This window comes from Collinsella intestinalis (assembly GCF_902364775.2).
In the GTDB taxonomy this organism is placed as follows: Bacteria; Actinomycetota; Coriobacteriia; order Coriobacteriales; family Coriobacteriaceae; genus Collinsella.
This window is the reverse complement of the sequence record NZ_CABJEU020000001.1, coordinates 945,339-958,748: the sequence shown is the minus strand read 5'-3', so window position 1 is coordinate 958,748 and position 13,410 is coordinate 945,339. Positions and strand designations below refer to the sequence as shown.

Below are 13,410 nucleotides of genomic sequence, written 5' to 3'. Positions count from 1 at the left end.
CATGTCGCCAAGGGCAATAGGGGACAAAAAGAAATTTGTGTTAAATTTTGTCGCGCAATTTTCGGTTCTAGGATCGCAATTCATCATCAGTTTCGTACTCACGCCGATCGTGCTTCAGAAGCTCGGTGACGAGGCTTATGGCTTCGTGGGGCTGGTCAACAACTTCGTCAGCTATGTGGCAATTGTCACTGCTGCCCTTAACGCTATGGCGAGTCGATTCATTACGGTTTCCTATCACGAGGGGAAAACCGATGATGCCGAGGAGTATTTTTCGTCAGTCTTTTTCTCGAACTGTATCATGGCGGCTGCGGTTCTTGTTGGATCTGTATTACTTGCGGCGAATATTGACAGACTTGTCAGCGTGGCTCCTGAGTTCGTTTGCGACTTGCGCATCACTGTTCTCCTTGGGTTTCTGAACGCAGGAGTAAGTCTGCTTACAGTTGTGTTCGGCGTGGCGGCTTTTATAAAGAACGAACTGTTCTTGAATTCTATCGGGCAGCTCCTTGGATCTGTCCTGCGTGTCATCTTTCTAGCTGTCCTCTTTTGGGTCGCCTCGCCCCATATGTGGTACTTCAGCGTTGCCGGGCTTGCCGCGACGATTGCCACTGGTGTTGTTCAGATAATCCTGACACGCAGGTTGCTTCCCGAGCTCAGGCTGTCGCCCTCGAGGTTCAACCTTCAAAAAGTTTTGGAGCTCCTTAGGGTTGGAGTATGGAATAGTCTCCAGAACATTAACAATCTCATTCAGACTGGTCTTGACTTGCTGATCGCCAATATTTTTGCGGGCGGTGCTGCAATGGGGCTACTGTCCGTTGCGAAAACGGTGCCCCAGGCTTTGACGAGCCTGTCGGGCAGCATCGCCAATCTGTTCTATCCAAAGATGGCTGAGGCGTATGCGCAGGGCAACAAGGTCGAGTTGGTGAATCGATTCGATTTTGCAATGAGGTTTACTGCATCGTTTCTTATTGTGCCGCTCGCTGGCTTTATTGGCTTCGGACCGTCATTTTATTCCCTCTGGCTTCCTGGTAGGACTGTTGCTGAACTGTCGGAGATTCAGCTCCTGTCAGTACTTACCGTTGTAACGCTCATTGCCAGTGCGCTCGTCGAGCCTCTCTATTATGCAAACACGTTAACAACCAAAGTCAAAGGGTCCGTATTAATCGCTTTCGGTTTTAGCTTGCTGACACTTGTCATCGAGTTTCCCCTCATACTGTTCACTTCTCATGATAGGTTGGTTGTCATCGCGGGGGTGAGCTCGATTCTTATGTTTGTGCGCCACTCACTCGTGCAGCCGATTTATTGCGCTGTTGTTATAGGCGTACGTAAGAGGACTTTCTTTAAACCTCTAATTCGTGAGATTGTCGTTCTTGTGGTTCTTTGGCTTGTGTACGCGTTTGTCGACCAAATCGGTATCTGCACCACTTGGGCCTCACTCGTTGGTATCGCGCTTCTCGCCGCTATTCTTGGTTACACATTTGAGATGTATGCCTTGTTTGGCAAAGATGAGAGGTTGGTCATCTCTGCCCTTCTACGACGCAAGTTTGGTTTAAGGAGGATCAATGCAGGATAATTATGTATGCGGCAGATTGACATGCACGGGATGTGGCGCTTGCATTGACGCTTGTCCGTTCCAGGCGCTTAAGATGGTGGAGACTGGTCCTTGCGGTGACCCAGCCCCTATCGTCGATGCTGTGAAATGCAAGGATTGCGGTCTCTGTCATACTGTCTGCCCTGCATGCGCGCCTGTCGAACTTAGGATGCCTTTCAAAACGTACGCGGCTTGGAGTAATGATCCGAGCGATGTCAGGCTTTCTTCATCTGGTGGGCTTGCTACCGCCCTTGCCAGGAGAACGATAATCGATGGCGGAGTCGTCTTTGGATCGGCGTCCGTTGATGGAGAAGCTCGCTGCATCGCGGTTGAGGAGGAAAGCGGATTGGAGGGTTTGCGTGGATCGAAATATGTCTACAGTAGTCCTGCCGGTGCTTATAGGAGCGTCAAAAATTTCCTCGCAAGGGGTAGAAAGGTACTTTTTATCTCCACTCCATGTCAAGTTGCCGCCCTGCGGTCCATTGTGGGGGATTCCAGTGACGGGCTGCTATGCGTCGACCTGATCTGTCATGGGACTCCACCCGCCGCACTTCTTCGTGAGCATTTGGACAGTCAGGTCAAAGGTCGTTGGGACGCATTTTCGTTTCGTGGGACAAATGATTTCCATATGTGCGCTTATCGCGATGGCGAGCTTGTCTTCGACAAGCCCTGCTTCGAAGACGGGTTCTTTTCCGTCTTCGTAGCAGGCATCATTCATCGCGATGCCTGCTACGAGTGTCCTTATGCGCGCAATCGCCGTGCTGGAGACATTACACTTGGGGACTTTTGGGGATTGGATAAGTCAACTCTTGAAGCGGTGCCGCCAGGTAAGGTGTCTGTCGTCCTTTGCAACACGAAGGCCGGTGCCGATGCTATTGCGAAGCTCCCAGCGAGCGTATATCTAGAGGAGCGAAACTTCAGTGAAGCCGACAATGAAGAGCAAACCAATCTCCATGAGCCGTCGAGACGAACTAGGGATAGACAGCGGTTTCTTAAGGCATACGGTAGGGTCGGGTTTGACTCTGCAGTTCATAGGACTTGGACATGGAAGCGATTTTGGTTGCGCACAAAGAAACATCGGCTGTTGGCATTATTAGGTAGATAGCGGTTAATTGACGCGCATGATATCGCTGCCGAAATGAAGGGAAGGGGGCCAAGCAATGAATTCCGGATTCAGGCGACTCATGAGGAAGGGTCTAAGCAAGAGAGAGAAGGCTCGGCTAACCAATTTCACTCCTACAGTCTTTGCGAGCAACTGCAATGGTGGGGTGATGACTCATGATTTGGGCTTGCAGTTCAGGAGTCCTACCGTCAATCTGTTTATACGGCCCGGGGAATTCGTAAGGCTGCTTGGCAACCTTCACCACTACCTGTATGAAGCTCATTTTGTTGCAGGGGGGGGGTGCCGACTATCCCGTGGGTATCCTCGATGACATCAGAGTTGACTTCGTGCACTACCAGAGTTTTGATGAGGCTGTGGCAAAGTGGAACATGCGGTTGAAAAGGGTAGACCTCGATAATGCCTTTTTCGTCATGACGGAGCGAGATGGGTGTACGTATGACGACCTTATCGCTTTTGACAATCTGCCCTATCAAAATAAGGTTGTTTTTGTATCGAAGCCAATGCCAGAGATTTCCTCCGCATTTTATGATCCTTCATTCCCGATTGAGGCTGGCGAGGTTGGGGTGCTCTCGGATTACACCTCAAAACTGAGCGGGCGAAGGTATCTCGACGCTTTTGATTACGTTGGGTTCCTTAATGGTGATGGAACGAGAGCCCGGTCTCTAAGTTGATTGCGGGCTTTGTCTACGAGCCTTTCAATTGGAGTTGCCCCTAGTTCTACGATGGGCTTTTCGCTCCAGATGCACTACGAGTTGACGAGCTTCTTGACTCGGGTTGGCTTGTAACGAGATCAATTGCTTGATGGCATTCACCGGATGGATTAAGGCTGAGCACGTCTTCGCGTCTGAGCGGGGAGCACGGTTGGATTCGGGGACATTGTTGACGCATCGCCAGATCATTGCAAGGCGTGTAAGCGCCCCTACTGAACTCTCGGAATAACTTGGAATTTCAACGGGCTACGTTTTCTTTCGATTCAGCTCGACATGGTATTTCTATGATGGCTTCGACCTGCCATCGCTCTAATAAGGAGGATCGGTCGCTTTCGGGGGTGCGCCCCTGAACCTGGAGATATAGTTCTCTAGGAGGAAGATATGCCGTATCCGCAAGAGCTTGTCAACGAGGTGCTCGAATATCTGGATTCGGGCCATTCCGTCCGCGAGGCCGAGCGACGCTTCGGCGTCGGCTGCGAGAGCGCTGCCAGATGGAGGCGCCTCCGCGACGGCATCCTCAGGGCCAGCAGGCCGCACCCTGTAAAATACCCCCAGGATACGGTGAGGCTCGCGTTGGGGCTTGCCTATGGCGGCCATGGGTTCGGGCTGGACGAGGTTGCCGTGATGGTGGGCGTCTCCGCGCCCACGATATCCAATTGGAAGAGCTGGTACGTCGAAGGCGGCCACATGGACATCCCGGAGATCGATCCCGGCGAGACCAAGCACCTGAGCCCCGACGGGAGGGCCCGCATGACCGACGAGGAGCTCGAGGAGTACATCCACAAGCTGGAGCTCAAGGCCGCTGTGCTCGAGGGCACGGTGAAGGTTTTAAAAGCAGAGGGCATCGACGATCTGAGCAATGACGAGAAGGCCGCGATCGTCTATGCCCTGCCCGCCAGCTTCGCCGTGACGGAGGCCTTGCCGGAGGTCGGGCTCTCGTCGTCGAGCTACTACTACTGCAAGGCGAAGCCGGGGCGGCCCGATCGCCACGGGCGCGCGCGTGCCGCCATCAGGGAGGAGTTCGCGCTGGCCAGGGGCAAGAGGGGCTACCGCTACATCCGGCAGCGCCTGCGCGAGCGGGAGGACCCGATAGTCGTGTCGGGCAAGACCGTGCGGCGCCTCATGGCCGAAGAGGGCCGCCGCGTGAGCTACGCGAAGAAGAGGCGCTCCTACAGCTATTATGCGGGAGGGATAAGCGCGGCCCCCGACAACCTCGTCGCGCGCGACTTCCGCGCCGAGGCCCCGAACGAGAAGTGGCTCACCGACGTCACGCGGTTCTCCATCCCCGCCGGCAAGGTGTACCTGAGTCCCGTGATCGACTGCTTCGACGGGATGCCCGTCGCGTGGAGCATCGGGGAGAGCCCGAACGCGGAGCTGGCGAACTCCATGCTGGAAGAGGCCTGCGGGCAGCTGGCGGACGGGGAGCATCCCGTATGCCACAGCGACTGAGGCTGCCACTACCGATGGCCCGGATGGATCGGCATCTGCGCAGAGCGCGGCATCGTCCGGTCGATGTCCAGGAAGGGGTGCTCGCCCGACAACTCCGCTTGCGAGGGATTCTTCGGAAGGCTGAATAACGAGTTCTTCTACGACCGCGACTGGGAGGGGGTGACGACGGGGGACTTCATCGGCCAGCTGGAGCAATACATGAGATACCATCGCGACGAGCGCATCAAGGAGTCATTGGGCTGGATGAGTCCGATGCAGTACAGGAAATCGCTTGGCTTAGCGGCCTAGCGTCTCCAGAGTTTGGGGCGCACCCCCGTCTTTGGGGAATGAGTCAACCATTTGGGACATAATCCTGTACGATCCCTATCGAGAAAGTAGGTCGAGATGGCGCGACATCGATTGCCGGATGCACGTAGACTTGCTTGGCGTTTGACCCGTATGACGAGAACACTGGGACGGGAATCATCACGATTTTCGGCCATTCTCTCGCTGCGGCCGACTATTCATATTTCCAGTCGATATTCGACACGCTCGACCTGTATGGCAGCGATACTCGTCTTATTGTTTATTATCGGATTTACGAACAGAAGAAGGGAAGGGGGAAATACGGGAAGAGGCATGCCTGGCCGTATCGCGTTTGCTGTTCGCTTATGGCCGGACTTTGGATAATATCGACCATGGTCGAAGCCTCATGACGCGATTTATGCTTGAGGGCAGGTTGGTAGTTAAGGAACTCGTTGCATGATGACGGCCTATGGTTTGTGGCGGTGTTGCCGACTGTAAGGGGGATTGGATGGCTTTTGGCAACTTCGAGCCCAAGCGCATCGTCGTCACCGGCGGCTGCGGCTTCATCGGCTCCAACTTCGTCCACCACGTCGTGCGCGAGCACCCGGGCGTCCCCGTCACCGTGCTCGACAAGCTGACCTACGCCGGCAACCCCGAGAACATCGCCGGGCTCCCCGCCGACCGCGTCGAGCTCGTCGTGGGCGACATCTGCGACGCCGCGCTGGTCGACCGCCTCGTGTCGGAGACCGACGCCGTGGTCCACTACGCCGCCGAGTCCCACAACGACAACTCCATCGCCGACCCGGGCCCGTTCCTCAAGACCAACGTCGAGGGCAGCTACGCGCTGATCGAGGCCTGCAGGAAGCACGGCGTGCGCTACCACCACGTCTCCACCGACGAGGTCTACGGCGACCTGGCGCTGGACGACCCGGCCCGCTTCACCGAGGGGACTCCCTACCGCCCGAGCTCCCCGTACAGCTCCACCAAGGCGTCCTCGGACCTGCTGGTGCGCGCATGGGCCCGCACCTTCGGCCTGTGAGCCACCATCTCCAACTGCTCCAACAACTACGGCCCCTACCAGCACGTGGAGAAGTTCATCCCGCGCCAGGTCACGAACCTCATCGACGGCGTGCGCCCCAAGCTCTACGGCGACGGCAGGAACGTCCGCGACTGGATCCACACCGAGGACCACAGCTCCGCCGTGTGGTGCATCCTCCCCCGCGGCCGCATCGGCGAGACCTACCTGATCGGCGCCGACGGCGAGCTGGACAACATCACCGTCCTGCGCGAGATCCTCAAGGCCTTCGGCCGCGACGGGGACGACTGCGACTGGGTGCGCGACCGCCCCGGCCACGACCGCCGCTACGCGATCGACGCCACCAAGCTCCGCCGCGAGCTCGGCTGGGAGCCCTCGCGCACCGACTTCGCCGCCGGCCTCGCGGAGACCATCGCGTGGTACCGCGACAACGAGGCCTGGTGGCGCCCGGCCAAGGAGGCCACCGAGGCGAGGTACGCCGCCCAGGGGTAGTAGCGAAGCCGAGCCCCGAGGCGGCCCCCTCCAACCTCTACATCGTGGGCCGCTACCTGCTGAGCCCGCTCGTGATGGAGCTCCTCGCCAGCCAGCAGCCCGGCAAGGGCAACGAGATCCAGCTGACCGACGCCATGGCGCGCAGCCTGGACCGCGAGGCCATGTACGCCGTCGTGATCGACCCGCTGTCCGGCTACGACACCGGCACCCCCTCCGGCTGGATCGCCACCAACGCCCTCATGGCCGCGAGCGACCCCCGCTTCGCCGGCGAGTTCTGGGTGGCCGTCGACGAGCGCGGTGGCTTGGAGCGATAGGCTCAGTTATTGCATCCTCCCTTTGAATGCGAGCCCGCTGATGCGGCTCGCTTTTTTCTTATGGGGACGTGTTGAAGCACTTAATTGGTATCGAGTCTGAGCCGCTATGGCCCATTTGTCCTCAATGGTCCTTAGAATAAAGATATGCAAATCAATTAAGAGGATGATGCGGGAGTGGCATATGGCGGACTATCAGTTCAAGATCAATAGCCTTTCTTTCAAGTGTTCGGATCAGCCAATCGTTCCTAAGAAAATCAACGTCATTATTGGTCCGAACAATTCAGGCAAGAGTCGCGCGCTGAAAGAGATCAGGTCTGAAATACTTGGGCACCCAGAGCGTCATTTCAGCGGTTCTGGCCAAATCGATAGCGTTGTATTCGACCATATTGATCTGAATATGCCTGCCAGTTCGGATGATTTGATCTCATCGTATTCACTGGGGAGTCGGGTTGTCAGGCATGAAGGTGGCTGGCGTGTTCGTGATTACTGCAATATCGGTAAACGACTGTCTCCCGATGGGAGCTATTCGTCCTATTCAAGTCAAGCGAATTTTTACTCTGCTTCCTCCTGGATTGATGGTCTCGATTCAGTTTTGAGTGATCACGAAGCTCATGGTGGTGAGCGTGAGGCAAGATATGAGTCGTTGGAGTTTTTTGGTCCTTGCATGGTTGATTATGTCGGCACGGAGGATAGACTCTTGCTCTCTGTTGGGGAGCGGGCTTTTGGTCATCGAGACAATGACTACAACATCCTTTCATCGGTTCTTGATTACGATCCGGATTGTGTAGCCATTTCAGCCGATATTTATAGTCTGTTCGAAAGGGATGTCGTTCTTGATGCCGTCTCGAGTAGGCAGCTAGTTGTTCCCGTCGTAAGCGATTCTTTCGGAGAGTATCGAGCTACGTCTGACACTCCAAAGAAACTCGAGATTTTAGAGAAGGCTTCGCGCTTGAGTGATGAGGGGGATGGATTCAGGAGTTTCGTATCGGTCTTGTTGAGTGTGATCGGGCGTAATAAACCGATATTCCTGCTCGATGAGCCCGAGGCCTTTCTCCATCCTCCCTATGCTCGACGCATGGGTGAACTGCTCATGAACCACCTATCTAATAATGAGCAATTGGAGAGCGCCTTCATTTCCACCCATAGCTCATACTTGCTTCAGGGGTTGCTTTTAGGGGATTGCGGGGACGTACAGATTATTAGACTTGAGCGGACGCCAGGGGGGACAACCGCAAAAGTGATCGGGACAGAAGAGTTGCAGGAGCTTATAAACCGTAAGAACTATTCGCCAAAGTATCTAGATGGCCTGTTTTCCTCTGAGGTGAATCTTGTGGAGGGTCCTTGGGACGAATCGGTGTATTCAAGAATCATTATGAAAGCCGACGAAGCTTATGATGGCTTGTTTATCCCGACGAACGGAAAAGATGCATTTCCTATATTTAAGAAGTTCTATTCGAATGCGGGGATCAAGTGCCGAGTAATTTCTGATTTTGACCTTTTAAACAACAAAGACCTTTTTAATAACGTGATGACATGCTTTCTTGATAAATCTGATGCCAAGCTTAAGCAGAGCTTCTTACAACTTAGGCAGGATCTTGAGGCAGAGTATAGGAACCTTGTAGGTGCGCCGCCGGCTGGTTCTGGCAAGCTACCGGCTGCCGTGTCCGATTGTTATAAAAACGATGTTGAAGCCGGCGTGGACGCAGCTCTCATGATTAGAGTCAAAGATATGATTCGTTTCCTCGGGGAGAGAGGCTTGGTCATACTGAAAACGGGGGAACTTGAGTCGATGTTTGTTGCTGATGGGATTGAGTACGGTCATCAGGCCAATTCATGGTTTCAAGCGGCAATGGAGTATATCGCGGGTGCAAAGATTGAGGACCTGAGGTCGAATTCGGCAGTTGAAGGCATATTGCATGGTTTCGGCTGCTAGCTCGAATGGCTGGTATTTCGGGTTTGTCCGCATTGGCGTTGCCGACGGCTGTGGTTTCACCGGCTCCGGCTTTGTTGCTGCGCAGTGCGCTAGCGCCTTTGCGTCCAAGTTGGCGTGCACATAAGTTGTTCTAAGCATCCCCACCAAGGTTCGGATGGGGGTCCACCTGATCGGCGTCGACGGCGAGCTGGTCGGCATCACCGTGCTCCGCGAGATCCTGAAGTGCTTTGGCCGCCCAGAGGACGACTTTGACTGGGAGCGCTATCGCCCCGGCCACGACCGCAGTTACGCGATCGACACGATCAACCTCAGGACCGAGCTCGGCTGGGAGCTGGCTTACACCGATTTCGCCGCGGGCCTCATAGAGATTATAGTCTGGTATCGCGACAATGGGCCCGGTGACTCCCGGCAAAGGAAGTCACTGAGGCCGGGCGCGCCGTCCAGGGGCGGTAGAAAGCTATGTCGAGCTTGTATTGAATTGGAGTTTTGTTCCATTGCGAGCCCCCCCCATTTGCTATGAGGCTGGACCGTGCGTCTCACGCGAGAGCTGTTAAAGCGGAAGCCTCAAAGGCGTGAAATCGCGCTTCTGATTCACGGTGCATTGTGAAAGGTTATGCGGTGTAAGATTGACTGGAAGACGCTTGCAATCTCTGGGCGTATATTTCCTGCTGACTACTTATGTGGGGGAACTAAAGTGAAAATTCAACTGCTGGTTTCAAATAAGCCCTCTTGCCCCATCGAGGCGGTTGATGACTTAATCGTCAATGAGTTTAAAAATGCTGCCGCATTCGATGCGTTTGAGCTGACCATTATCAGCTTGCAAGATAAGGAGCTGTGGAAGAACAGGGATAACAATCGTTCCTGGTTGAATGATCGCGCAAATATAATTTCGCTTCGTCAGATGATGGATTTATCAGCTCAATCAAAATGCCTGATTCTCCTTCCCTGTAATTATTCATTCCTGTATGACTATGGCTATGACCCGGGCTTTCATACTCAAAGATACCGTACCCTTATTCCGTTAAAGGATTTCATTACAGATTTTGCAAAGTCTCCGATTGGAGATCTGTTTTCTTCCTCTCTTCCCGTTTGTTTTGGCGCCTCGAAGACGAAGCTGCCTGACAGGGAGTTACCCTCGGCATTTTCGTTCATCAAGACGTCCTTAAATTCTCTTAAACAGTTGTTGCGATCGGATGCTTCCACAACTACGGCGGTGATGATTTCAGAAACTCTTGCGGCGACGACCTTGCAAATAAGCTGTATCGATGATTTGCTGGCGTTGGTTGAAGCCATTTTTCCGCCTTTGAATCACGCGAAGAGCCTTCCGGCCTGGCTGGATGAGATTGATTTTTATGATGAGGAGGAACAGAGGTCTAAGAAGGAGAGCATCGACGGGGAGCTGATTCGGTTAAGTGGGGAAAAGGCGAGAATCGAAGAGGTTCTCTCCGACTACCAGAATATTAAGGCCATTCTTTGCTATAAAGACTTTGAACTTGAGGACAGAGTGCGTCATATCATCGCGAAGATTTCTGAAGTTGACGACACGTTTATTGACACTAAAGAAGAGGATTTTAGATTCTGTTTCGGAGATACGACTTTCCTGATTGAAGTCAAGGGAAGCGTTGGGGGATTAAAGAGACAGCACGTTTCAAGAGCGTATGACCATGTTCAGATTGAGATGGACGCTAAGGATTCCATCGGAGACGCAAGCGCGGTAAAAGGAATTCTTATATTTGCATCTCAAATTGAGATGAAGCCCGAAGAACGCGATAGCTTCCCGGAGAGCCAGCTGACTATCGCATCGAGAAACGATATCGCTGTTCTTTCAACCGAAGTATTGCTTCGTTGCTATGAGGCCTATCTAGAGGGACGCCTTACTTCAGATGGCTTTAAAGAGACGTTGCGGACCTCGTCTGGTTTCGTCGGATTGGAAGAGTTTGGCTTGAATAGGTGATTTGTTGCGGAAGCGTGTCTGACAAATCAAGCCGCGACTGCTGGTCTCTTCTCTTCTCGCGTTCGGCGTCCGGAAGATAGGCTGCAGTGTATTGATGGGACATAAGACGATTCCTCGCCCGTCGACTGGTTCGCCTGCAGTTGTTTCGAGTGGGCAGTTCGGCGTGTTATCGACTGTCTCATCTTGACCAGCTAACGCAGATTGGAACCGAGGCTTTCCTCTTTCGATGTCATGATGGGTTCGGGCAAAGCCTGCCTTCAATATGCTTCTCGTCTCGACAACTTGAATCCACATTGGGACAGGCCGTGCCCTCCCTTCCACTGTGACGCTATCTTGGTGTCAAAGCACGCGATGAATTGCATGTTACCTAACAACATCACATGGAATGAATGTCGTAAAGCCCAGTTATTCTGTTAGTATTAAACACGGTTATTTGAATAAAAAGTTCAAATAACCGTGTTTGACATGACTGAAGTCTTGCAAGGAGGGTGGAGCCATGCTTGTAGAGTTTAGCGTGGAGAACTACGGCTCCATTAGGGATGAGCAGACTGTTTCGTTTGTAGCGAGCAGGTATTTTAAAGAAGCGGACGAGTGGACGGTTGCGTGCGGCGCGCCGGGATTGAAATCAGAGTCGATACTCAAGGCGGCCTCGTTCTTTGGCGCGAACGCATCTGGTAAAACCACTGTTGTCGATGCCCTTAATCATCTGCAGTGGCTCGTGCGGTTTTCTGCGGGCCTTATGCCGGATATGATGCTCCCCTTTAATCCGTTCAAGCTTGATTCCGCCCATCGTTCGGCCCCCTCAGCATTCAAGATCATTTTTACCGTTGACGATGTCCGGTACGATTATGAGGTGTCCCATCGCTCCGATCGGGTAATGAATGAGAAATTGGAGAAATACGAAACAGGCCGTTCTCAACTAATGTTTCATCGCTATATGGATGACAGTGGTAGCATGCAGCTCAAGCTAACGTCCAAGATGTCGGCTCTCAAGAAGATCCAGCAGTTTTTGGAGAACAAACCCACGTCCCTCGTCCTGTCTCGTGCGGCACAGGAGGGTTTCGAGCCTTTGATGGCTCCGTACAATTGGATAGCGAAGCAGTTGAGATTTTCTGAGCCGGACGAGAAGGACGCTTCTTCGTTTGGACCCATTCTCGATGGAGCGGAGGGCGACGACATCCGGTCCGACCTGATTAAGATTATCTCTCATGCCGACCTTGGAATTGTTGGTATAAAGTCCAAGAGCGAGCCATTTTTGGAGAGGATGAGCGGGATTGAGCAGATGCTCAGTCAGGAAGCTCTGGAACGCCTTAAGGACATGCCGTTCAAGACAGCGATTTTCACGCATGCTGCCGAAGACGGCTCCGTGGATTTTGAGAGCAGCGGCGAGTCGGTTGGCACGCTTGCTTTTCTGGGTGTTGCGGCAGATGCGCTTATCGCTTTGCGTGACGGTGCCGTGCTGTGCGTCGATGAGATTGATAGATCTCTTCATCCTGCGCTTGTTCGCGAGATTATTCGTATGTTCGCCGATGAATGGATTAATAAAAAGCACGCTCAGCTGCTCTTCACAGCGCATACTCCTCAGCTGATGGACGAGCTGAGGAGAGATCAGGTCTGGCTCACTACCAAGTGGGGTAACGGCGCCACGACGGTCGAGTCTTTATCTGATTACTCGGTAAGAAAGAGCGAACGCAAGAGCGTGGGCTACGAACTGGGTAGATATGGCGCGGTCCCCTATGTTGACGGCATATATTCAAGCTTGGTGGGGGCGTGATGTCCGTGGCTAAAAATCTAAAGCGTGGAAAGCCGAAGAAGAGCGCGGGCGACGTCTTGTTTGTTGCGGTTGAGGGCAAGACGGAGGAGGATTATATTTCCGCGCTGCGGAGAAAGTATCGCATTCCAGGTCAACGGCTCATGATCCACAATGTTGGGAACGGACCCGCTTCTGAGGTCGGCAGGTTTCTAAAGGAATTGTCCGGCAACAAGCGGTATCAAGGCGTCTGCTCGTCCATCGATTATAAGTGGTGCGTTGCGGACACCGAGTGGGAACATGGATGGAAGGATTGCGCTGCCAGGCCCGACGAAATTCCTTCAAGAGGGAGCTCCAAAACTTTATGGGCGCTTAGTTCGGCGAGTTTTGAGCGCTGGTTGCTTCTTCATTATGTTCCTTCGCCGCCCAAGGTGAACGCGAAACGGTTGGCCGCTGAGCTGTCAAAGTATTTGCCTGGATATAGCCCTCAGCATAAGGGGCTAACGGATCAACAGGCGAGCGAGCTTATGGAGCGACTCCCCGTTGCTCTCAAGCATGCAGAGCGCATCCGCGAGAGCGGATGCGACAACGATGATGCTTTTACTGATGTTGATCTGCTGGTGAGGCAGATTGTGGCCATGAATAGCGGCCCGTTATTGCAATAACGGGCTGCTTCGGCGTGGAACCCGCGCGTTCTTTGATGTATCGTTCGCTATGCCACGAAAGCCCACAACAGCTCTCCATGGCCGGGTCCCTCGCTGCCACCCGAGCCCCGA

Annotated in this window: 11 protein-coding genes and 2 pseudogenes; 12 read left to right on the top strand and 1 reads right to left on the bottom strand. The window is 53.7% G+C overall.

Going from position 1 to position 13,410, the window contains the following annotated elements:
- Position 1: 1 nt before the first annotated feature.
- The 9 genes and pseudogenes from FY258_RS04140 to FY258_RS04100 all read left to right on the top strand — a co-directional run bounded on the left by FY258_RS04140 (position 2) and on the right by FY258_RS04100 (position 8,930).
- Positions 2–1,570 carry an oligosaccharide flippase family protein gene (locus FY258_RS04140; protein WP_118103362.1) on the top strand — a complete coding sequence of 523 codons (1,569 nt, stop codon included), beginning with the start codon at positions 2–4 and terminating at the stop codon, positions 1,568–1,570.
- Positions 1,560–2,693 carry a Coenzyme F420 hydrogenase/dehydrogenase, beta subunit C-terminal domain gene (locus FY258_RS04135; RefSeq protein ID WP_118103360.1) on the top strand — a complete coding sequence of 378 codons (1,134 nt, stop codon included), beginning with the start codon at positions 1,560–1,562 and terminating at the stop codon, positions 2,691–2,693. The genes FY258_RS04140 and FY258_RS04135 overlap by 11 nt, the downstream gene beginning before the upstream one ends.
- A 55-nt stretch (positions 2,694–2,748) precedes the next feature.
- The gene (locus tag FY258_RS04130) at positions 2,749–3,021 is read left to right on the top strand and encodes a DUF1919 domain-containing protein (RefSeq protein ID WP_118103358.1); all 273 of its coding nucleotides are present in this window, start codon (positions 2,749–2,751) and stop codon (positions 3,019–3,021) included.
- Positions 2,939–3,382, top strand: a complete 444-nt coding sequence (locus tag FY258_RS04125; protein WP_259324435.1) for a DUF1919 domain-containing protein — start codon at positions 2,939–2,941, stop codon at positions 3,380–3,382. Before FY258_RS04130 ends, FY258_RS04125 begins: the two co-directional genes overlap by 83 nt.
- A gap of 420 nt (positions 3,383–3,802) precedes the next feature.
- On the top strand, positions 3,803–4,870 hold the full coding sequence (locus FY258_RS04120; RefSeq protein ID WP_118103354.1) for an IS3 family transposase: 1,068 nt from the start codon (positions 3,803–3,805) through the stop codon (positions 4,868–4,870).
- A gap of 63 nt (positions 4,871–4,933) precedes the next feature.
- Positions 4,934–5,158, top strand: a complete 225-nt coding sequence (locus tag FY258_RS04115) for an IS3 family transposase (protein ID WP_118103352.1) — start codon at positions 4,934–4,936, stop codon at positions 5,156–5,158.
- Positions 5,159–5,624: 466 nt separating this feature from the next.
- Positions 5,625–6,683: pseudogene (gene rfbB, locus FY258_RS04110) on the top strand (dTDP-glucose 4,6-dehydratase).
- A pseudogene (locus FY258_RS04105) lies at positions 6,677–6,997 on the top strand (UTP--glucose-1-phosphate uridylyltransferase); the annotation flags it as partial. The pseudogenes rfbB and FY258_RS04105, both read left to right, overlap by 7 nt.
- Positions 6,998–7,178: 181 nt before the next feature.
- Complete coding sequence (locus FY258_RS04100; RefSeq protein WP_182279406.1) at positions 7,179–8,930, top strand: AAA family ATPase; 1,752 nt, start codon at positions 7,179–7,181, stop codon at positions 8,928–8,930.
- Between the two features lie 130 nt (positions 8,931–9,060).
- Here the strand turns inward: FY258_RS04100 and FY258_RS04095 are convergent, their stop codons facing one another.
- On the bottom strand, positions 9,061–9,342 hold the full coding sequence (locus tag FY258_RS04095; RefSeq protein ID WP_147350718.1) for a hypothetical protein: 282 nt from the start codon (positions 9,340–9,342) through the stop codon (positions 9,061–9,063).
- A 282-nt stretch (positions 9,343–9,624) separates the two neighbouring features.
- Here FY258_RS04095 and FY258_RS04090 point away from each other — a divergent pair, with 282 nt between their 5' ends.
- From FY258_RS04090 to FY258_RS04080, 3 genes are all read left to right on the top strand, one after another.
- A complete protein-coding gene (locus FY258_RS04090; RefSeq protein WP_118103346.1) occupies positions 9,625–10,884 on the top strand; it encodes a hypothetical protein in 1,260 nt (419 codons plus the stop codon).
- A gap of 496 nt (positions 10,885–11,380) precedes the next feature.
- Complete coding sequence (locus FY258_RS04085) at positions 11,381–12,658, top strand: AAA family ATPase (RefSeq protein WP_118103344.1); 1,278 nt, start codon at positions 11,381–11,383, stop codon at positions 12,656–12,658.
- Complete coding sequence (locus FY258_RS04080) at positions 12,658–13,299, top strand: RloB family protein (RefSeq protein ID WP_118103342.1); 642 nt, start codon at positions 12,658–12,660, stop codon at positions 13,297–13,299. The genes FY258_RS04085 and FY258_RS04080 overlap by 1 nt, the downstream gene beginning before the upstream one ends.
- Positions 13,300–13,410 lie beyond the last annotated feature (111 nt).